This window comes from Rhodoferax sp. TS-BS-61-7 (genome assembly GCF_002943465.1).
Lineage (GTDB): Bacteria > Pseudomonadota > Gammaproteobacteria > Burkholderiales > Burkholderiaceae_C > Allorhodoferax.
On sequence record NZ_PTQY01000006.1, the window covers coordinates 67,065 to 87,656 of the forward strand.

Genomic DNA, 20,592 nt, shown 5'->3' on the forward strand with positions numbered 1-20,592 from the left:
GGAGTGTGTTTTGGACATTACATTGCTGATCAAAGCGGCCATCATGGGCGTGGTCGAGGGGTTGACGGAGTTTCTGCCCATTTCCAGCACCGGCCATTTGATTCTGGCGGGCGCGCTGCTGGACTTTCTGGACCACGACAAACGCCAGGTGTTTGAAATCGCCATCCAGACCGGTGCCATCTTTGCCGTCATCCTGGTCTACTGGCAAAAGATCCGCGACACGCTGGTGGCCCTGCCGACCGAAAAACAGGCGCAGCGCTTTGCCTTGAATGTGGCCATTGGTTTTCTGCCCGCGGTGGTGCTGGGCCTCCTGTTTGGCAAGTTCATCAAGGCGCACCTGTTTACCCCCACCATCGTCGCCACCACCTTCATCGTGGGCGGATTCATCATCCTCTGGGCCGAGCGCCGCCAGGCCAACAACCCCAAGACCGTGCGTGTGGCCGAGGTGGACGACATGACGCCGCTGGATGCGCTGAAGGTGGGCCTGGTGCAGTGCCTGGCCATGGTGCCCGGCACCAGCCGCAGCGGCGCCACCATCATCGGCGGCATGCTGCTGGGCCTGTCGCGCAAAGCCGCCACCGACTTTTCATTCTTCCTCGCCATCCCCACCTTGATTGGAGCGGGGGTGTACAGCCTGTACAAGGAGCGTGCGCTGCTGTCGGTGGCCGATGTGCCGCTGTTTGGTGTGGGGCTGGTGTTCTCTTTTATCAGCGCGTGGTTGTGTGTGCGCTGGCTGCTGCGGTTTATCTCTACGCACAGCTTTGTGGGGTTTGCGTATTACCGCATCGTGTTTGGGGTTGTGGTGTTGGTTACTGCCTGGACTGGGGTGGTTACCTGGGCGGCCTGACGGGTTGCTTTTCTTTTGCGCCTGCACCGCTTTTTTAGACACCCACTCCCCCAGCCCCTCGCCCCGTCGGCGAGGGGAGCCTTTAACAGCCATATTTTTTGGTGGCACTCCGGCTACGGCGCTACACAAGAGCGGTTGCCAACGGGTGGGGGCGCCACGGCCCGTGCCAGCGGTTGTGGTGAGCGCCAATGGGCAGGGGCGGAGCCGCTGGCGGGAGCAGCCGCCAGCCGTGCCGAGTCGATATCTCCGAAGTTCCACAACCGTAGGCATTGGCCGTGGAGTGAGCCAACAGTGGCAACGTTACCCTTGTAGTCCGCGTCCGGCGCGCAGCCCAAAGATATGGCTGTTAAAGGCTCCCCTCGCCGACGGGGCGAGGGGCTGGGGGAGTGGGTGTTAAAAAAAGAAACTACCCGAAAACCAAAGCTACCCCCGATACCCCCCAAAACACTTCACTGCTTCCTCCGCAGGCACAGGCTTGCTAAAGAGATAGCCCTGAAACTCTTCGCAGTGCAGCCCGCGCAGAAACTCCAGCTGCTCCGCCGTTTCCACCCCCTCGGCCACCACCGTCATGCCAAAACTGTGCGCCATCGCCACAATCGCCTTGGTGATGGCCGCATCGCCCGCGTCCTGCGTGATGTTGCGGGTGAAGGCCTGGTCTATCTTCAGGGCGTCCAGCGGGTACTGCTTGAGGTAGGCCAGGCTGGAGTAGCCGGTGCCGAAGTCGTCCATCGCCAGCTTCACGCCCAGCGCTTTGCAGGCATGCAGCGTGGCCAGCGTGGAGGCCACGCTTTGCAGCGCCATGCTTTCGGTCACTTCCAGCTCCAGCATGTGGGCGGGCAAGCCGGTGCTCTGCAGCACCTGGGCCACCAGCGCCGGTAGCTCTTTGCCGGCAAACTGGCGCACCGACAAATTCACCGCCATACGGAAGTGGGTGTGGCCTTGGGCCAGCCACTGTGCAGCCTGGGCGGCGGCCGTGTGCATGACCCATTGGCCCAGTTGCACGATGACACCGCTTTGCTCGGCAATCGGGATGAACTCGGACGGCGGAATCCAGCCCAGCGTGGCATGGTTCCAGCGCAGCAGCGCCTCAAAACCGACGACAGCGCCACTTTGGATGTTGACTTGCGGTTGGTAATAAACCTGCAGGTCGCCCTGGGCCATGGCGCGGTGCAGCTCGTTGTGGATTTGCAGGGAGCGCGCCACCTGGCGGTTCATGGCGGCGTCGAAATACACATAGGTACCCGGGCCCGCAGGCTTGGCGTGGTGCAGGGCCGATTCGGCGTTGAGCAGCAGGGCGTGCGCGCTGTCGGCCTGCGCAGGGTAGAGGCTGGCACCCGCGCTGGCGGTGAGGAAGAGCGTGTGGCCGCTCACCTGGTAGGGCTGCGCTAAGCGGCGCAGCAGTTCGGCGGCACGCTCGCCAAGGGTGTCCTCATGGGCCAGGCCGGCCATACACACCGCAAACTGGTCGCCCCCGATGCGGCCCACCACGTCGTGGGCGCTGGGATGTTCCCATTGGGCGGAGTAGAGGTTCAGGCGTTTGCCCACCTCACGCAGCACCAGGTCGCCCACGCCGGTGCCCAGCGATTCGTTGATCTTGGCAAAACCGTCCAGGCCCAGGCACAGCAGGGCCACGCCAGCGTGATGTTGCAACGCCGATTCCAGTTGCTGCTCAAACAGGTCGCGCCCCGGCAGGGCCGTGAGCGTGTCGATCTGCATGGCGTAGCGGGTTTCGTTTTGCAGGCGCTGGGCCGCTTGTTCGAGGCTGCTGCTGCGCTGCAGGCGGGCCTGCACGGCTTCCAGCAGTTCGTCGCGCCGGCAGGGTTTGGTCAGGTAGTCGTCGGCGCCCAGGTTCATGCCGGCGCGTACATCGGCGCGGTCGGCCTTGGCCGTCAGCATGATGATGGGCACGGTGGCGGTGCGGGCGTCTTCGCGCAGCGCACGCACCAGGCCATAGCCATCCAGCGTGGGCATCATCACATCGGTCAGCACCAGGTCGGGCCGCAGGGCTTGCGCCTGGGCATAGGCGTCAGCACCATCACAGGCGGCCATCACCTCGTAGCCCTCCAGCTCCAGCATCCACTGCAGATTCTCGCGCAGCGAGGGCTCGTCTTCGGCAATCAGGATGCGCATGGCCTCAGTCCTCGGGGGTGCAGGGGTGGGTGGGCAGGGTGACGGTGAAGGTGCTGCCCTGGCCCACCGTGCTGTCGACACGGATGTCGCCCAGGTGGCAGGTCACGGCCTCTTTGACAATCGACAGGCCCAGGCCGGTGCCGGCAATCGGCCCCACATTGCTGGCGCGGTGAAAGCTCACAAACAGTGCGGCCTGGTCGGCCTCGGGGATGCCAATGCCCTGGTCGGACACGGTAAACACCAGCGCATCACCCTGGTCGCGCACGGCAAAGTGCACATCGCCGCCCTGTGGCGAGTACTTGATGGCGTTGGACAGCAAGTTGCCCACGATGTTGCGGATCAGGGTGTCGTCCAGCCAGAACAGTTGCTCGGCCGGTGGCAGCTCCAGCTGTAGCCGCACGCCCACCAGTTGGCGTGCCATGGCACTGCGCAGTTCGTCTACCAGGCCGTGGCAGAAGGTGGTGACGCTGAGTGTGCGTGGTTTGAATTCGAGCCGGCCGGCGTCGGTACGGCCAATTACCAGCACGTTTTCCAGCATGTGGGTCATGCGCTCCACCGCGTCGTCAATCTTCTGCAGGGTGTGCAGCTTCTTGTCGGCGGGCATACGGTCTTCGTAGTGCTGCAGCAGCTCCACCGAGCCGTGGATGGTGGCCAGCGGCGTGCGGAACTCGTGCGAGGCCATGGTGATGAAACGCGCCTTCATGTCGTTGAGCGCAATTTGCTGCTGCAGGGCGATCTGTTGGTTTTCTTCGGCTTGCATTCTGGCCGTGGCGTCGACGACGAACAGCAGCGTTGCGTCGCGCTGGCTCCACTGGATCAGAACGGCCGAGAGCTCCAGCGTGCGCACCTGCCCGGCTTCGGTGATGACGCGGAAGTTGTAGTTCACCTCCACCGCTTCCCCACGCAGGCGGCGTTGGTGGCGCTCCATCACCACGGGGACGTCCTCAGGGTGGATGGTGGCGGTAAAGGGATGCGCCAGCAGGTACACCAGCGAATGCCCGACGATGCGCACCATGCTGGGGTTGGCAAACACCATGCGTCCGTCCTGCACCACCACCACACCCACGCCCACGTTCTCAATCACCGAGCGATAGCGCGCTTCGGAGTTGCGTATTTCTTCCATGGCCTGCTGCCGCTCCAGTGCAGCGCCCACGTGGTTGGCCACAAAGCCCAGAATATCGGCATCGTTTTCGGTGTAGTGCACATGGGGCTCGTAGCCCTGCACCACCAGCACGCCGCGTACGCGCCCCTGCATTTGCATGGGCACGCCCAGCCAACTGCTGAAGGTCAGGTCACCCGAGGCCTGGGTGATTTCACCGCTGCTCTGCAGCTGCACAAAACGCGCAGCGTCAATCAGCTCCGGCTGTGCGGTGCGCAGCACAAACTCGGTCATACCGCGCTTGCGTGGCACGCCGTAGCGCTGCATGGTGTCGCCGTCTTTCTCGTCCTCGTAGTAGGGGTAGTCCACCGTGTTTTTGGACGGATGGCTCAGGCAGACATAGAAGTTTTTGGCATACAGCAGCTCGCCCAGCAGCTGGTGCACGGTTTTCAGAAAGTCGTAAAGCGTGAGCCCGGCGGTGGCCCGTTCTGCAATGCGGTAGAACACGCTTTGCAGTGCTTCTGCTTTCTTTTGTTCCAAGGCCTCGGCCTGCAGCTCGCGCGTGCGGCGCTCTACCCACTGGCTGGCCAGGGTTTGCTGTTCATCCAAGGCCGCTTGCAGCTGCCGGTTTTTGGCCTGCAAGGCCTGAACCTGCTCTTGCAGTCGGTCCAGTGGTGCTTGCGGGCTGTTGGACATCGGGCGTCAGCGCACCATATTGCGCAAGGCGGCTTCAATCGCCGCGGCGGTGGCCAGCGGCTTTTCCATGGGGAAGAGGTGGCTGCCGTCCAGCATCATGATGCGGCCCTTGGTCACCTTCTCGGTCATGGCCATGCCGACCTGTTTCATCTCGGCCGACTGGTCGCCACCGATGAAGGTCACCGGGCACTTCACCGGGTGGCGCGCCAGCAGGCGGTCCAGGTTGTCGGGCAGGGTGTTGTAGAAGGCGGTTTCCACTGCACGGTCAAAGGCCAGGCTGCGTTTGCCATCGGCGTCTTCGGCAAAGGCGTCCACATAGTCCATCAGCACCTGGGCATCCCACTGGGCAAAGACCTTTTTGTGGCGGAAGTGCTCAAACGCGGCCTGCACGCTGGGCCAGCTATGGCGTCGCTGGCGGCTCACCGCGCCGGGCGAGATGGAGCCCACCAGCTGCGTGGTTTTGGCCAGGCCTAGGGCCTTGGAGCGCCAGCCGCCCAGGATGGGCGAGTCGATCAGCACCACGCCCTTGGCCAGCTCGGGGTGGCGGGCTGCCGCCATCAGGCTCAAGAACCCGCCCAGCGAGTGGCCCACCAGCCACACGGGCTCGCCCACCTTGTCCACCACGCGTGTGGCGTAGTCCACCAGTTGCTGCACCACATGGGGCCAGTTGTCGGTCACCGGGAAGCGCGGGTCGTGGCCATATTTGTCGATGGCCTTCACGGCGTAGCCGCGGGCCCGCAGGCTCTTGAACAGCACCTTGTAGGTGCTGGCGGGAAAGCTATTGGCGTGGGAAAAAACGATGGTGGACATCAAGAACCGATTTAGATCAGTTTTTCATCAGGGGTGGTGATCTTTTTCAGCGGCAAGCTACGGGTGCTGGGCACCAGCAGGGGCACCGAGGTCTGGCCGCCGTTCCACATCGGGTCTTCAATGCTGTCAAACACCTCGCGCAGTTTTTGGCCCCAGCTGTTGTGCAGCATGGCGAAGTAGGGGTTGTTCTCGTCAATGCAGACCACCTTGTCGGTGGCAAAGCTGTTGGCCTCGTACACCACCATGTCCAGCGGCAGGCCGACCGAGAGGTTGGACTTGAGCGTGGAGTCCATGGACACCAGCGCGCACTTGGCGGCCTCGTCCAGCGGGGTGTGGGGGGTGATCACGCGGTCCAGCACCGGTTTGCCGTATTTGGACTCGCCGACCTGGAAGTAGGGCGTCTCGGGCGTGGCTTCAATGAAGTTGCCGGCCGAATAAACCTGGAACAGGCGCATGCCTTCGCCCTGGATCTGGCCACCAAAAATCAGCGACACGTTGAAGTCCACGCCCGCGTTTTTAAGGGCGGCGCCATCACGCTCCTGCACCTTGCGGATGGCCGAGCCGAGCACGCGCGCGGCGTCGAACATGCTCTTGGCATTCCAGATCGTGATGCCTTCGTCGTCTTCGTGGTCCTTTAGCCGCTCGATCTGCAAAATCTCGCGCACCGACTGCGAAATGCTGAGGTTGCCCGCCGAGAGCAAGACCATGAAGCGGTCGTTGGGCTTCTCGTACACGATCATCTTGCGGAAGGTGCTGATCTGGTCGAGTCCTGCGTTCGTGCGCGAGTCGGAGAGGAACACCAGTCCGGCGTTGAGTTTGATGGCGACGCAGTAGGTCATTTTTTCGTTCTGGAAGGCGTAAAGCTAGAGTGTATCGGGGGTGGGGCTAGCCTTTGGCCGCCAGCGCCTTCAACTGGTACAGCGCCTCCATGGCCTCCCGCGGGCTCAATGCATCAGGATTAATGCCTGAAAGCGCCGTCTCTACTGCGCTGCTAGCTTCCATTTCGATAGCAGGCGGTGCCGCAAACAGGTCCACCTGGGCCTGCGATGCCGTGGCCTGGGTCTCCAGCGCCTCCAGCGTGTGGCGGGCCTGGTTCACCACCGCAGCGGGCATGCCGGCCAGACGGGCCACCTGGATGCCGTAGCTGCGGCTGGCCGGGCCGGGTTCGATGGCGTGCAAGAACACGATGTCACGCCCTGCCTCGGCCGCGCTCACGTGCACGTTCATGGCGGCATGGTGGGTGGCCGGGAACTCGGTCAGCTCAAAGTAATGCGTAGCAAACAGCGTGAAGGCCTGCGTCTTGTCGTGCAGCTGGGTGGCAATGGCACTGGCCAGGGCCAGACCGTCAAAGGTGCTGGTGCCGCGGCCAATCTCGTCCATCAGCACCAGGCTGTGTGGCGTGGCGCTGTGCAGAATCTGCGCGGCCTCGGTCATCTCCAGCATGAAGGTGGACTGGGCGTTGGCCAAATCATCTGCCGCGCCAATGCGGGTGTGGATGGCGTCGATGGGCCCCAGGCGGCAGGCCTTGGCGGGCACATAACTCCCCATGCTGGCCAGCAGCACGATGATGGCGACCTGGCGCATGTAGGTGGACTTACCGCCCATGTTGGGGCCGGTGATGATCTGCATGCGCTGGCGGGCGCCGAGGCGGGAGTCGTTGGCAATGAAGTTGCCACTGGAGAGTTCTGCCAGGCGCGCCTGCACCACCGGGTGGCGGCCGGCTTCGATGTCGATACAAGGCTCGGCCACAAACTGCGGGGCGCTCCAGTCCAAAGTGAGCGCACGCTCGGTCAGTGCACACAGCGCATCCAGCGCGGCCAGCGCACGGGCTACGCGGGTCAGCTGTGGAATGTGGGCCTGCAACTGGTCCAGTACCTGCTCAAACAAATACTTCTCGCGTGCCAGGGCGCGTTCCTGCGCGCTCAGGGCTTTGTCTTCAAAGGCCTTGAGTTCGGGCGTGATGAAACGCTCGGCGTTTTTGAGCGTTTGGCGGCGGCGGTAGTCGTCGGGCACCTTGTCCACCTGGCCGGTGGTGACCTCGATGTAGAAGCCGTGCACCTTGTTGAACTGCACGCGCAGGTTGGCAATGCCGGTGCGGGCCTTCTCGCGCACTTCCAGGTCCAGCAAAAAGGCATCGCAGTTGGTCTGGATGGCGCGCAGCTCGTCCAGGTCGGCGTCAAAGCCACCGGCGATCACACCACCGTCGCGCACCAGCGCCGCGGGCTCGGGGTCAATCGCGCGAGCCAGCAGGGCGGTGGCGTCGCCGGGCGGCAGCAAATGTTCTGCAATATGGGCCAAATAGCCATCCAGTCCGCGTAGATGTTGCGCGAGCAGCTCTGTTTTTTGTAGCGTTACTACCAAGGCCACGAGTTCACGCGGGCGCACCTGGCGCAGTGCGGTGCGCGCGGTGATGCGTTCCACATCTGCGCAACCCTTGAGCTGGCCGCGCAGGGTTTGCCACAGGTTATTGCGTAAAACCCCAATGGCCTGCAGGCGGTGTTGCGCCTCGGTGCGGTCGCGCTGCGGCTCCAGCAGCCAGCTCTTGAGCATGCGGCTGCCCATGCCGGTCATGCAGGTGTCCAGCAGGCTGAACAGGGTGGGACTGTCTTCGCCGCGCAGGGTCTGCACCAGCTCCAGGTTGCGGCGCGTGGTGGTGGGCAGGTCGATCAGTGCGTCGTTGCGCTGCACCTGCACGCTGTGGATGTGGGTCAGCGCTCGGCCTTGCGTGTGCTCGGCATAGCCCAGCAGCGCGGCGCTGGCGGCGTGGGCCAGCGGCAGGTCTTGCGCGTTCCAACTGCTGAGGCTGGCGGCTTGCAGCGCGTCCAGCAGCTTGCGCTGGCCCAGTGCGCTGTCAAACTGCCACTCGGGCCGGGCCGTCAGGTACAGCGCGTGGCTGGTGGAGCGCAGGCGCTTGAGTTTGTCTTCAAAACTGGTGGTGCAGCCCGCGCTGTAGGTCAGCTCGCTGGGCGCCACGCGGGTGATCCAGCCGTTCACTTCATCGGGCGCACATTCAGCCAAAAACACCACACCCTGGGTGACCGACAACCAAGCCAGGCCGCAGCGGTTGCGCGGGCCCTGGTGCACGGCCATCAAGATGGATTCAGATTTTTCGTTCAGCAGCTCCGCATCGGTCAGCGTGCCGGGGGTGACGACGCGCACCACCTTGCGCTCCACCGGGCCCTTGTTGATCCCCACTTCGCCGGTCTGCTCGCAGATGGCCACGGACTCGCCATGGCGGATCAATTTGGCCAGGTAGCCCTCCATCGCGTGGAAGGGCACACCGGCCATCACCACGGGCTGGCCGGCGGACTGGCCGCGCTGCGTCAGTGTGATGTCGAGCAGCCGCGCAGCCTTCTCGGCATCGGCATAAAACATCTCGTAAAAATCCCCCATGCGGTAGAACAGCAGGGTGCCGGGGTACTGGGCTTTGAGGCCCAGGTACTGGATCATCATCGGGGTGTGGGGAGGGGCCGGTTCGCTCATCCCAAGAAGTCTATCAACTTCACTGGTCCGGCCGGGTCCACTAGGGGTTGCCCAGCGTGGCGGGCACCGCTTTGAGGCTCTATGATGGAAACACCCTTCACTCTGGCTAGCCCCTTTGCCCGTGTTGCCTTCACCCGAACAGCCCCAGTCGGCCTTGCCCGGCGCGCAGCCCGCGGTGCCTGGTGCGGCTTGGGGCGTGACCGATGGGGTGTTCAAAACCATTTTTGACCGCAGCCCGGAAGCGATTGCCCTGATACGGGAGCGCGACGGTGTGCTGGTGGAGGTCAACACCGAGTGGCTGCACCTGACCGGCTATTCCCGTGCTGAGGCACTGGGCCGGACGGCGGTGGACATGGGCCACTGGCTGGACCCGCAAGAGCGCAAGCGCGTGTTTGCTCCCTTGCATGAGGGGGGGCGTGTGGTGGATACCGATGTCACCCTGGTCATGAAAGACCGCAACCCCCGTGTGGTGCGCATGAACGCGGCACTGGTGCACGAGCAGGGCGAGGCCTACATCCTGCTGTACCTGCGTGACGTGACGGCCGAGCGCCTGGCCCACGAGGCTTTGCGGGCCGGCGAGCAGGCGCTGGAGCAGGCCAATGACAAGCTCAACCGCCAGGTCAAGCTCTACGAGCTGACCGAGTCCTTGGCCAAGGTAGGCCACTGGGTGGCCTACCCCGACTCACCGGACTTGCAGATATCGCGCGGTGCGGCCCACATTGGCGGCATGGATACCCAGACCCTGTTGCAACGCGGGCAGCTCATCCAGAGCCTGCAAGCCGAGGACCGGGCCCAGGTGGAACAGGCGCTGCAACGCATGGATGGTGAGGTGGTGGAGTACCGCTGGCGCCGGTCCGATGGGCAGCTGATCTGGGTGCGTGCGCGTTTTTACCGCCAAATGAAGGACGGTGTGATTCAGGCCGAGATGGGGGTGATCCAGGAGTTCACCGACGAGCATCGGGTGCGACAGAACCTGGAGAACCAGCTGGCCTTCATCCACAAGATCACCAGCCGTGCGCCGGGGTTGGTCTACGAGTACCAGATGTGGCCTGACGGGAAGTATGTGTTCCCCTTTGTCAGTGCGGGTGTGCAGCAGATTTATGGCGTGACGCCCGAGCAGGCCTATGCCGATCCGGTGTCCGTGTTCCAGTGCATCCACCCAGAAGACATGCGCCTGGTCATCAAGAGCACCTGGGCCGCCATGGGGGCGGTGGAGCCCTGGCGCTGCGAGTTTCGCGTGGGCCGGCCTGGCGAGCCCGATCGCTGGATGCTGGGCAACTCCTTGCCGGAGTTGCAGCCTGATGGGTCGGTGTTGTTCTGTGGTTCCATCACCGACATCACGGCCCAGAAAGAGGCGCTGGCCCGCTTGCAGGTCAGTGAGGAGCGTTTCCGCAGCCTGTCGGCCCTGTCCTCCGACTGGTATTGGGAGCAGGATGCGGACTTTCGCTTTGTCCGTATTGACGGCAATGGCTTGAGCAGCGCCAAGCTGGCCTCGGACGCGGCCATCGGCAAGACGCGCTGGGAGTCCGGCGCCCTGGGCGTGAGCCCGATGCAATGGGCGGCGCACAAGGCGCAGTTGCAGGCGCACGAGACCTTCCATGACTTCGAGATGCAGCGCATCCTGAAAGACGGCACTTACATGTGGGCGGCCATCAGTGGTGCGCCCATCTTTGATGCTGAGGGTGTGTTCTGCGGCTACCGGGGTACCGGGCGTGACATTTCGGCGCGCAAGCAGGCCGAGGCCGAAATCGAACGCCTGGCCTTCTTCGATGCGCTGACCAGCCTGCCCAACCGGCGCATGCTGATCGACCGGCTGGAGCATGCCGTGGCTGCCAGCGCACGCCATGGCCACCACGGTGCCCTGCTGTTCATTGACCTGGACAATTTCAAAATCCTCAACGACACCTTGGGCCACCACATGGGGGACCTGCTGCTCAAGCAGGTGGCCGCGCGCTTGCAGGAATGTGTGCGGGATGTGGACACCGTCGCCCGCTTGGGCGGGGACGAGTTTGTGGTCATGCTCGAAGAGCTGGGTGCGGTGGACACCGAGGCGGCCAGCCAGGCCGAGATGGTGTCCAAAAAAATCCTGCAAGCCCTGAACCAGCAGTTCGCGCTGGGCAGCCACCAGTTGCACAGCTCGCCCAGCATTGGCGTCACGCTGTTTTACCAGCACACCCACACGGTGGACGAGCTGCTCAAACGTGCCGACCTGGCCATGTACCAGGCCAAGGCTGCGGGGCGCAACACCCTGCGCTTTTTTGACCCCGAGATGCAGGCTGCCGCCTCGGCCCGGGCCGCCATCGAGGCCGACCTCCGCCAAGGCCTGCTGCGCAACGAGTTCATGCTGTATTACCAGCCCGTGGTGGACGATCAGGGCCACACCACCGGGGTGGAGGCCCTGCTGCGCTGGAAGCACCCCGAGCGCGGGCTGGTGCCGCCGGGAGAGTTCATCCCTGTGGCGGAGCAGACCGGGCTGATCTTGCCGCTGGGCCAGTGGGTGCTGGAGGCGGCCTGTGCGCAGCTGGTGGCCTGGAGTGCCAAGCCCCACACCCAGCGCCTGACCATGGCCGTCAACGTGAGTGCACGCCAGTTCAAACACCCCGATTTTTCCAACCACATCTTGAGCCTGCTACGCCTTTCGGGGGCCAACCCCTACCGGCTCAAGCTGGAGCTGACCGAGAGCCTGCTGCTGTCCGACTTTGACGAGGTGATCGTCAAGATGAGTGAGCTGCGCTCCATTGGTGTGGGTTTCTCGCTAGACGACTTTGGCACCGGCTACTCGTCGCTGGCCTACCTCAAGCGCCTGCCGCTGGACCAGCTCAAGATTGACCAGTCGTTTGTGCGCGATGTGTTGACCGACCCCAACGACGCGGCCATTGCGCGCACCATCCTCAACTTGGCGCGCAGCCTGGACTTGGGCGTGGTGGCCGAGGGCGTGGAAACTGCAGGCCAGCGGGACTTTTTGCTGCGCAACGGCTGCAAGGCCTTTCAGGGGTATTTCTTTGGTCGGCCGGTGCCGGTGGAACAGCTGGAGCTGCCCGCGCCATGAGTGCAGGGTTTGACTGGGCGCAGCGCACGGCTGCCGAGTGTGCACAGGAGATTGCACGGCTTGAGGACGCCCTGGCCTCTGCGGAATCGGGCGCGCGCCGACAGTACGACATGCTGGACGCGCTGTTTGTGCGCAGCCCGGCCGCGATTTCATTGACACGCATGAGCGATGGCTGTTTTGTGGATGTGAACGCGCATTGGGAGCAGGTCACCGGTTACCGCTGGGCCGATGCCGTGGGGAAAACGGCACTGGAGCTGGGCTTCTGGCCCAACGCTGCGGCGCGCGACGCGGCCTTTGCCCGCGCCGCGGAGCTGCGGGGCAAGCACCAGGTGGAGGTCCCTTTCACCACCCCGGACGGGCGCCAGGTCCTATTCCAGATGGAGGGCACCCGCCTGAGCCTGGCGGGGGAGTTGCATGTGGTGGTCTACCTGCACGACATCACGCTGCAGCGCCAGGCGCAGGAGGCGGTGCAGGTGAGTGAGCGGGCCCTGCAGCAGGCCAACCAGGAGTTGCGCGGACAGCTGGAGTTGTTTGAACTGACCGAGCGCCTGGCCCGGGTTGGCCACTGGACGGTGCCACAGGGCGCGAGCCGGCCGGTCTGGTCCAAAGGGCTGTATGCGCTGGCGGATCTGCCATGGCAGCCGGGCATGACCTTTGAGTCGGCGCGCCAGCACATCCACCCGGACGACCGGCCGGCTTTTTTGCAAGCGCGCGAGCGCATGGACGGCAGCGAGCTGGAGTACCGCTGGCTCAACCGGATTGGTGTGGTGCAGTGGTTGCGCACCCGCATGCGCCGCCAGCACCACGATGACGGATCTTTTGTCGACTTTGGGGTGGTGCAGGATTTTTCGGAAGAGGCACGTGCCAAGGAGGCCCTGCAGGAGCGGCTGGAGATGATCCAGCGCCTGACCAGCCGCCTGCCTGAGATGGTGTTCCAGTTTGTACGCCACAGCCCCACACATGGTGAGTTCACGTTTGTGAGCGATGCCTGTGAGGCGTTGTTTGGTGTCACGGCCCAGGAAGCCCGGTCCGACCCCCGCAGGGTGTTTCGCTGCGTGCACCCGGACGATCTGCCCGCCATGGTGGCCTCTATGAACGACACGGCCGAACACGGCGCCACTTGGGCCCACGAGTTTCGCGTGCACCGCCCTGACGGCACGGTGCGCTCGCTGTTCGGCAAGGCCATCACCATCTGGGAGCCTTCGGGTCACCACATTGCCTACGGCTCGGTGACCGACATCACGGCCATCAAGGCCTCCCAGGCCACGCTGATGGAAAGCGAGTCCCGCTTTCGCGCACTGACCGAGCTGTCCTCCGATTGGTACTGGGAGCAGGATGCGCAATTTCGTTTCGTGCGTTTTGATGGCAATTTGGCTGGTAAGTCGCAGCTGTACCGCATGGGCAAGACCCGGTGGGAGCTGGGGGCGCTGAACTTTAACGAGGCCGACTGGGAGGCGCACCGGCAGATCTTGCAGGACCGCCAGGTGTTTCGCGAACTGGAGTTGTGCGATCTGGATTCGCAGGGCAAACCCTACTGGGTGTCTGTCAGCGGGGCACCGTTTGTGGATGTCCAAGGCCAGTTTAGGGGCTACCGCGGTGTGGGCCGCGACATCACCGCACGCAAGCTGGCGGAAGAAAAGATCGAACGCCTGGCCTTCTACGATGTGTTGACCGGCCTTCCCAACCGCCGCTTGCTGATCGATCGCCTGCAACAGGCTTTGGCGCTGGCTGCCCGCGATGGTTTGCATGGCGCCCTGCTGTTCATTGACCTGGACAACTTCAAGGACCTCAATGACACACGGGGCCACGATGTGGGGGATTTGCTGCTGCAGCAGGTGGCGCAGCGCCTGCTGGCCTGCGTGCGCGGGGCTGACACCGTGGCGCGTTTGGGGGGGGATGAGTTTGTGGTGATGCTGCACAGCCTGGACGCCGACCCGGCCCAGGCCAGCGCCCATGTGGAGCTGGTGGGCAAAAAAGTGATCAGCAGCCTGAACCAGTCTTATGTGCTGGGTGCGGCAGAGCACCACAGCACGCCCAGCATCGGCATCACCCTGTTTGCGCAGCAGCATCAGACGGTGGACGAGCTGCTCAAGCAGGCCGATCTGGCACTGTACGAGGCCAAGGCCGCGGGGCGCAACACCATGCGCTTTTTTGACCCGGCCATGCAGGCGCTGGTGGCCCAGCGCACCGCGCTGGAGCTGGACCTGCGCCATGGCTTGCAGCGCCAGGAGCTGGTGGTGTACTACCAACCCGTGGTCGACGCTGCGCGCCGCATGGTAGGTGCCGAGGCACTGGTGCGCTGGCAGCACCCGCAGCGCGGCCTGGTGTCACCCATGGAGTTCATTCCGGTGGCGGAGCAGACCGGGCTCATCATTCCGCTGGGCGCCTGGGTGTTAGAGATGGCATGCCGGCAGTTGGCCCTGTGGGCACAGCAGGTGGAGACCGAGGCGCTCACGGTGGCAGTGAATGTGAGCGCACGCCAGTTCCGCCACCCCGATTTTGCCCAGCAGGTGCTGGACCTGGTGCACAAAACCGGCGCCAACCCGCAACGCCTGAAGCTGGAGCTGACCGAGAGCCTGCTGCTCAGCGATACGCAGGATGCGATCCTGAAAATGACTGCCCTGCAGGCTGCCGGAGTGGGTTTTGCGCTGGACGACTTTGGCACCGGTTACTCGTCCTTGTCGTACCTCAAGCTGCTGCCACTGCAGCAACTCAAGATCGACCAGTCCTTTGTGCGCGACGTATTGACCGACCCCAACGACGCGGCCATTGCCCGTACCGTGCTGGCGCTAGGCAAGAGCCTGGGCTTTAGCGTGGTGGCGGAAGGGGTGGAAACCGAAGGGCAGCGCGATTTCCTGTTGGACAATGGCTGCACCCTGTTTCAGGGCTATTTGTTTGGCCGCCCGGTGCCGGTTGCGCAGTTGCTGCTGTCACCCGAGGCGGCGGAAGCCGCATTGCCGCCCCTGTGGGAGATCTGATTACAGCAACGCGTCGCCTACGGAGCCGTTGTCGTCGGCGGCAGCAGCCGCCTCGGTCTGGGCCGCCGCGGCTTGGCGCAAGGCTGCTTTTTCACCGGCGGGGGCGAACTTGCTGTACTTGCCCAGGATGCTGACCATCTGGCCATAGATGCGGGGGCTGCCGGCCAGAATTTCGTTCTGTTCCAAAAACTCGGCCTCACCCGTGAAGTTGCCCACCAAGCCACCGGCCTCGGTCACCAGCAGGGAGCCCGCTGCCACGTCCCAGGGCTGCAGGCCCAGCTCAAAGAAGCCTTCGGTGTAACCCGCGGCCACATAGGCCAGGTCCAGCGCGGCGGAGCCGGGGCGGCGCAGGCCGGCGGTGCGCTGCATCACGTCACCCATCATCTGCAGGTATTGGTTGAAGTTGTCACCGGGGCGGAACGGAAAACCGGTGGAAATCAGTGCTTCGTTAAGCTGGGTGCGCTTGGAGACGCGCAGGCGGCGGTCGTTGAGGTAGGCGCCACGGCCCTTGGTGGCCGTGAACAGGTCGTTGCGGCTGGGGTCGTACACCACGGCTTGCTCGATCTTGCCTTTGACGGCCAGCGCGATGCTCACGCAGTACACGGGCAGGCCGTGGATGAAGTTGGTGGTGCCGTCCAGCGGATCGATGATCCAGACGAATTCGGAGTCTTTGGCGCCGTGTTCCTTGCCGGATTCTTCGGCCCAGATGCCGTGGCCGGGGTAGGCCGTCAGCAGGGTTTCAATGATCGCTTGTTCTGCAGCATGGTCCACTTCGGTAACGAAGTCGTTGGCCTTTTTTTGCGAAACGCGTACGGATTCGATGTCCAGCGCCGCGCGGTTGATGATATTTCCGGCAGTGCGGGCGGCCTTGATGGCCACATTGACCATGGGGTGCAGATTGAGCGTCATAGATTGTTGGGGGAAGAACTGGGAGGACCGGCTGGCGATGCAGGCGGCGACAATAGGCGTATTTTAACGGCAGGGCCTTGGTTGCGCACCCTAGCGGGCGCATATCACCCGCAACCTGCCTCTTTTGCCCCCATTTTTCGCATGCAAACCCGCTTCATCCTGATCAACACCAGCCACGCCGGCAATGTGGGCGCCGCCGCCCGCGCCATGAAAACCATGGGTTTTGACGACCTGGTGCTGGTAGCGCCACGCTGGGCCAATGTGCTGCGCCGCGAGGAAACCATCCAGCGCGCCAGCGGGGCGTTGGACGTGTTGGCCAAGTGCCGCATCGTGGACACGCTGGACGAGGCGCTGGACGGCATCAGCCACCTGTGCGCCACCGCCATGACACCGCGCGACTTTGGACCACCCACCACCACACCTCGTGAACACTTTGCGGCGCTATCAAAAGGTGAGCTGCTTGCGCAGGATCCACTTGGGCTAGAGGGCGATTTGGCATCAAAATCCACCCAATCCGGCGTAGGCTTCCTGTTTGGCTCCGAGCGTTTTGGCATGCGGAATGAAGACGTGTACCGCTGCCATGTCTGCCTCTCCATTCCCAGCAACCCGCTGTTTGGTTCGCTCAACATCGGCGCGGCGCTACAGGTGATCGCCTACGAGTGGCGACTGGCCTTGGGTGGCTTCGGCGTGGACGTGGCCGCCGCACCGAGCGCGCTTGCCGACGCAGCGCAGGTCAGCGGCATGCTCACGCACCTGGAGCAGTCGCTGGTGGCGCTGGGTTTTCTGGACCCGGCTGCGCCCAAAAAACTCATGCCCCGCCTGAACGCGTTGTTCAACCGCGCCCAGGTGACGCAGGAGGAGATTCACATCCTGCGCGGCATTGCCAAGGCCATCCTCCAGCAAAGCGGGCAAGCACCTGCCAAGGGTGCGGGTTTGGTGGCGATAGACGGCAAAGCAGACTTGAACGGGTAGACTCTTTCGCATGTTTTCCCGCATCCGCTCCGACATCCAGTGCATCCTCGACCGGGACCCGGCCGCCCGTACCACTTGGGAGGTCATCACCTGTTATCCGGGCCTGCATGCGGTGGTGGTGCACCGGGTGGCGCACTGGTGCTGGACGCACGGCCTCAAGTGGCTGGGGCGCTTTATCTCGCACCTGTCGCGTTTTTTTACCGGCATTGAAATCCACCCCGGCGCCAAGCTGGGCGAGCGCGTGTTCTTCGACCACGCCATGGGCACCGTGGTGGGCGAAACCGCCGAGATTGGCGACGGTTGCACGATCTACCAGGGCGTGACCCTGGGTGGCACCAGCCTGTACAAAGGCGCCAAACGCCACCCCACGCTGGGCAAGGATGTGGTGGTGAGCGCCGGTGCCAAGGTGCTGGGCGGTTTTGAGGTGGGTGATGGCGCCAAGATCGGCAGCAATGCCGTGGTCGTCAAACCCGTGCCCGCAGGCGCCACGGCGGTGGGCATTCCTGCGCGCATTCTCCCCAGCAAAGCCGGGGTGAGTGCTGATGTGACCACGGCCGACCGCAAGTTCACCGCCTACGGCATCACCCAGGAAGACGACCCGGTGAGCCAGGCACTGCGTGGGCTGGTGGATAGCGCCTCCAGCCAGGACCACCAGATCGCGCTGCTGTGGAAGGCCATCGAGCAACTGTCCGCCCGCGGTACAGCGGGCGACTGTGTGCCCAGCGATGCCTCGCGCAAAGAGTGTTTTGAGGCGGAGAAACTCAACCAGCTCATCGGAAAGTAAAAAAGGCCCCGAGGGGCCTTTTTTACGGCTGTGCGGTTTCAGCCGCGCGCGGGGCGCACCGCACTTTTGGGGCGGAAGCCCTTGCAGACCGCGTCCACGGTTTCCAGGTAGGGCCCGCCAATCAGGTCCACACAGTAGGGCACGGCGGCAAAGATGCCGGGCACGATCTGTTTGCCATCTGCGTCCTTCAGACCTTCCAGTGTTTCCGCAATCGCCTTGGGCTGGCCCGGCAGGTTGATGATCAGCGTCTGCTTGCGGATCACCGCCACCTGGCGCGACAGGATGGCCGTGGGCACAAAGTGCAGGCTGATGGCGCGCATCTGTTCGCCAAAACCTGGCATTTCCTTGTCGGCCACCGCCAGCGTGGCTTCGGGCGTCACATCGCGCAGGGCAGGGCCAGTGCCACCGGTGGTCAGCACCAGCGCGCAGCCTGCATCGGTCAGCGCGATCAGCGTGTCTTCAATGGTTGTTTGCTCGTCTGCGATCAGCCGGGCTTCGAACTGGATGGGGTTGTGCAGCGCACGCCCCAACCACTCTTGCAGGGCGGGCAGGCCCTTGTCTTCATAAACGCCGCTGGAGGCGCGGTCGCTGATGGAGACGATACCAATGCGCACCGGCTCAAATGATGCCCCCACGCTTGCCACTGCGTGTGCTGCGCTGCCCCCCGAGGGGGCCTTCGCGCCTTGGGACGGCCCGGCGGCACTCATCCCCGACCCACTCACGCCTCGTCCCCGTCGTAGTCGGCCTCATCGTCGGCGTCGTCAGCGCTGGGGCCATCCTGGTGGGCCTGCAGGGCCTCGCGCACCAGCTGAAAAATATCGCGGTAGGCGCGGCCATGGCGCAGGGCTTCGCCGGGTTTCTCGGGCTTGGCGTCCTTACGGGCCTGGCGCACCAGGGCACGCAGGTTCTGGCTGTCGGTGGCGGGGCTCAGGGTGATCCACTGGCCTACGGCATCGTCATCGGCAATCAGGCGGTCGCGCCATTGTTCGGCCTGGTGCAGCACCAGGGTCTCTTTGGCCGAAGGCATGTGCTGTTCTTCCAGCGCGGCACGGATTTCGTCCCATTTGGACGGCTCCAGTTTGCGCATCAGCTTGCCGATGAACTGCATCTGGCGGCGTTTGCCTTCGAAGTTGGTGATGCGTTTGGCTTCCGCCACGCCGTCCACCAGTTTGTCGGGCAGGTCCAACTTGGTCATGAGTTCGGTGCGCAACGTCAACAGGTCTTCGCCCAGCTTTTGCAGCTCGGTGCTTTCCTTTTTGAGGTCGGTGCGGGTCGGCTCATCCGTGCCCTTGAGTTCGCGCTTGTACTCCAAGTCCAGTGCGCTGCCTTCGGCGACGAACTGGCCCTTGACGTAATAGCCTTTTTTTAGTTTGCGTGACATAGCCAAGTATCATAGCCGTCGCCATGAAGAAACCCACCTCCGCCTCTGGGCGCACCTCCCCATCTCCTTCTTTGAAGGCCAAACCGGCCGATAGCGGCTTTGCCTACACCCGTGACTTTTTCGAGTCGCGCGTGGACGCCGCACTGGCCCAGGCCAAAAAACTGGGTGCGACGGACGCGGGCGCCGAAGTGTCGGAAGGCTGTGGGCTGAGCGTGTCCGTGCGCAATGGCGAGCTGGAAAACGTGGAGCGCAACCGCGACAAATCGCTGGGCGTGACCGTGTATGTGGGCAACCGCCGCGGCAATGCCAGCACCTCCGACTTTTCGGACGCGGCGATTGAGCAAACCGTGCGCGCGGCCTACGACATCGCGCGTTTTACCGCAGAAGACCCGTTTGCCAGCCTGCCCGACGCCGATGACATCGTGCCCGTTGCCGAGCGTGGCCGTAACCTCGATTTGTTCTTCCCCTGGGCCGTGACCAGCGAAGAAGCTGCCGAACTGGCCCTGGAATGTGAAGCCGCTGCCCTGGGCGTGAGCAAGCGCATCACCAATAGCGAAGGTGCGGCCGTATCGGCCCAGCAATCGCATTTTTTCAGCGCCCACACGCGTGGTTTTCGCGGTGGCTACGCCTCGTCGCGCCACTCGTTGTCGGTGTCGCCGATTGCGGGCAAAGGCCGTGACATGCAGCGCGACGCCTGGTACAGCTCCATGCGTTCTGCCGACGAACTGGCTTCGCCCCAGGCCGTAGGCCGCTATGCCGCTGAGCGTGCGCTGAGCCGCCTCAAGGCCCGCAAAATTGCCACGGTGGAATGTCCCGTGTTGTTCGAATCGCCGCTGGCGGCCGGGCTGGTGGGGGCGTTTGTGCAGGCCGTGAGCGGCGGTGCGCTGTACCGCAAGAGCACGTTTTTACTCGATTCACTGGGCAAACAGGTGCTGCCCAAACACATCGATATCCAGGAAGACCCGTTTGTGCTGCGCGGCAAGGGCAGCTCGCCGTTCGATGACGAAGGCGTGCGGGTGAAAGCCCGTAAGGTGGTGGATGCCGGCCGCGTGCAAGGTTACTTTTTGAGCAGTTATTCGGCCCGCAAACTGGGCATGCGCACCACCGGCAATTCGGGCGGTTCGCACAACCTGACCTTCACCTCGCGCCTGACCAAGGCCGGAGACGACCTGGACGCCATGCTGCAGAAGCTGGGTACCGGCCTGCTGGTGACCGAGCTCATGGGCCAGGGCGTGAACTATGTGACGGGTGACTATTCGCGCGGCGCCAGTGGCTTCTGGGTCGAGAAGGGCCGCATCGCTTTTCCGGTGCACGAAATCACCATCGCCGGCAATATGAAGGACATGCTCAAGGGCATCGAGGCGGTGGGCGCCGATACGTACAACTACGGTGCCAAAACCGTGGGTTCCGTGCTGATCAACCGCATGAAAGTGGCGGGAAGCTGAAGGAGCTTG

At 63.7% G+C, this 20,592-nt stretch carries 14 protein-coding genes; 6 read left to right on the forward strand and 8 right to left on the reverse strand.

The annotated features are described in order from the left end of the window. Nucleotides 1-10: 10 nt before the first annotated feature. Nucleotides 11-847, forward strand: coding sequence for an undecaprenyl-diphosphate phosphatase (locus tag C5F53_RS15790; protein ID WP_105262359.1), 837 nt, complete (start codon nt 11-13; stop codon nt 845-847). Nucleotides 848-1,270: 423 nt separating this feature from the next. On the opposite strand, the gene C5F53_RS15795 is transcribed toward C5F53_RS15790, so the two are convergent. Genes C5F53_RS15795 through mutS form a run of 5 tightly spaced genes read right to left on the reverse strand, consistent with a single transcriptional unit; the run spans nt 1,271 to nt 9,065 of the window. After that, complete coding sequence (locus tag C5F53_RS15795) at nt 1,271-2,977, reverse strand: bifunctional diguanylate cyclase/phosphodiesterase (RefSeq protein ID WP_105262360.1); 1,707 nt, start codon at nt 2,975-2,977, stop codon at nt 1,271-1,273. 4 nt (nt 2,978-2,981) lie between these two features. Further along, on the reverse strand, nt 2,982-4,772 hold the full coding sequence (locus C5F53_RS15800) for a GAF domain-containing sensor histidine kinase (protein WP_105262361.1): 1,791 nt from the start codon (nt 4,770-4,772) through the stop codon (nt 2,982-2,984). Between the two features lie 6 nt (nt 4,773-4,778). Beyond that, the gene (locus C5F53_RS15805) at nt 4,779-5,582 is read right to left on the reverse strand and encodes an alpha/beta fold hydrolase (RefSeq protein ID WP_105262362.1); all 804 of its coding nucleotides are present in this window, start codon (nt 5,580-5,582) and stop codon (nt 4,779-4,781) included. A gap of 11 nt (nt 5,583-5,593) precedes the next feature. After that, nucleotides 5,594-6,421, reverse strand: coding sequence for a proteasome-type protease (locus tag C5F53_RS15810; protein WP_105262363.1), 828 nt, complete (start codon nt 6,419-6,421; stop codon nt 5,594-5,596). 46 nt (nt 6,422-6,467) lie between these two features. Beyond that, nucleotides 6,468-9,065: a DNA mismatch repair protein MutS gene (gene mutS, locus C5F53_RS15815; RefSeq protein ID WP_105262364.1), complete on the reverse strand. Its 2,598-nt coding sequence runs from the start codon at nt 9,063-9,065 to the stop codon at nt 6,468-6,470. A 121-nt stretch (nt 9,066-9,186) separates the two neighbouring features. Here mutS and C5F53_RS15820 point away from each other — a divergent pair, with 121 nt between their 5' ends. Beyond that, nucleotides 9,187-12,114, forward strand: a complete 2,928-nt coding sequence (locus tag C5F53_RS15820; RefSeq protein ID WP_161499951.1) for an EAL domain-containing protein — start codon at nt 9,187-9,189, stop codon at nt 12,112-12,114. Continuing rightward, nucleotides 12,111-15,092, forward strand: coding sequence for an EAL domain-containing protein (locus tag C5F53_RS15825; protein ID WP_105262366.1), 2,982 nt, complete (start codon nt 12,111-12,113; stop codon nt 15,090-15,092). The genes C5F53_RS15820 and C5F53_RS15825 overlap by 4 nt, the downstream gene beginning before the upstream one ends. Here C5F53_RS15825 and C5F53_RS15830 read toward each other — a convergent pair whose 3' ends face one another. Then, nucleotides 15,093-16,001, reverse strand: coding sequence for an inositol monophosphatase family protein (locus C5F53_RS15830; protein WP_105262367.1), 909 nt, complete (start codon nt 15,999-16,001; stop codon nt 15,093-15,095). Nucleotides 16,002-16,142: 141 nt separating this feature from the next. Between C5F53_RS15830 and C5F53_RS15835 the strand changes: the two genes are divergently transcribed. Together C5F53_RS15835 and cysE are read left to right on the forward strand one after the other, a co-directional pair. Continuing rightward, entirely contained in the window at nt 16,143-16,973 is an 831-nt protein-coding gene (locus C5F53_RS15835) for an RNA methyltransferase (RefSeq protein ID WP_105262368.1), read from the forward strand. A gap of 10 nt (nt 16,974-16,983) precedes the next feature. Beyond that, nucleotides 16,984-17,757, forward strand: a complete 774-nt coding sequence (gene cysE / locus C5F53_RS15840) for a serine O-acetyltransferase (RefSeq protein WP_105262369.1) — start codon at nt 16,984-16,986, stop codon at nt 17,755-17,757. A 38-nt stretch (nt 17,758-17,795) separates the two neighbouring features. On the opposite strand, the gene mog is transcribed toward cysE, so the two are convergent. Both mog and yjgA read right to left on the reverse strand, forming a co-directional pair. Further along, a complete protein-coding gene (gene mog / locus C5F53_RS15845) occupies nt 17,796-18,392 on the reverse strand; it encodes a molybdopterin adenylyltransferase (RefSeq protein ID WP_236635400.1) in 597 nt (198 codons plus the stop codon). 83 nt (nt 18,393-18,475) lie between these two features. Next, a complete protein-coding gene (gene yjgA, locus C5F53_RS15850; protein WP_105262371.1) occupies nt 18,476-19,138 on the reverse strand; it encodes a ribosome biogenesis factor YjgA in 663 nt (220 codons plus the stop codon). 23 nt (nt 19,139-19,161) lie between these two features. Between yjgA and pmbA the strand changes: the two genes are divergently transcribed. Continuing rightward, on the forward strand, nt 19,162-20,583 hold the full coding sequence (pmbA, locus tag C5F53_RS15855; protein ID WP_105262372.1) for a metalloprotease PmbA: 1,422 nt from the start codon (nt 19,162-19,164) through the stop codon (nt 20,581-20,583). Nucleotides 20,584-20,592 lie beyond the last annotated feature (9 nt).

Coding starts and splice junctions, on each gene's coding strand:
- C5F53_RS15795 (WP_105262360.1), bottom strand. CDS start 2,977: ATGCGCATCCTGATTGCCGAAGACGAGCCCTCGCTGCGCGAGAATCTG.
- C5F53_RS15800 (WP_105262361.1), bottom strand. CDS start 4,772: ATGTCCAACAGCCCGCAAGCACCACTGGACCGACTGCAAGAGCAGGTT.
- C5F53_RS15805 (WP_105262362.1), bottom strand. CDS start 5,582: ATGTCCACCATCGTTTTTTCCCACGCCAATAGCTTTCCCGCCAGCACC.
- C5F53_RS15810 (WP_105262363.1), bottom strand. CDS start 6,421: ATGACCTACTGCGTCGCCATCAAACTCAACGCCGGACTGGTGTTCCTC.
- mutS (WP_105262364.1), bottom strand. CDS start 9,065: ATGAGCGAACCGGCCCCTCCCCACACCCCGATGATGATCCAGTACCTG.
- C5F53_RS15825 (WP_105262366.1), top strand. CDS start 12,111: ATGAGTGCAGGGTTTGACTGGGCGCAGCGCACGGCTGCCGAGTGTGCA.
- C5F53_RS15830 (WP_105262367.1), bottom strand. CDS start 16,001: ATGACGCTCAATCTGCACCCCATGGTCAATGTGGCCATCAAGGCCGCC.
- C5F53_RS15835 (WP_105262368.1), top strand. CDS start 16,143: ATGCAAACCCGCTTCATCCTGATCAACACCAGCCACGCCGGCAATGTG.
- cysE (WP_105262369.1), top strand. CDS start 16,984: ATGTTTTCCCGCATCCGCTCCGACATCCAGTGCATCCTCGACCGGGAC.
- yjgA (WP_105262371.1), bottom strand. CDS start 19,138: ATGTCACGCAAACTAAAAAAAGGCTATTACGTCAAGGGCCAGTTCGTC.
- pmbA (WP_105262372.1), top strand. CDS start 19,162: ATGAAGAAACCCACCTCCGCCTCTGGGCGCACCTCCCCATCTCCTTCT.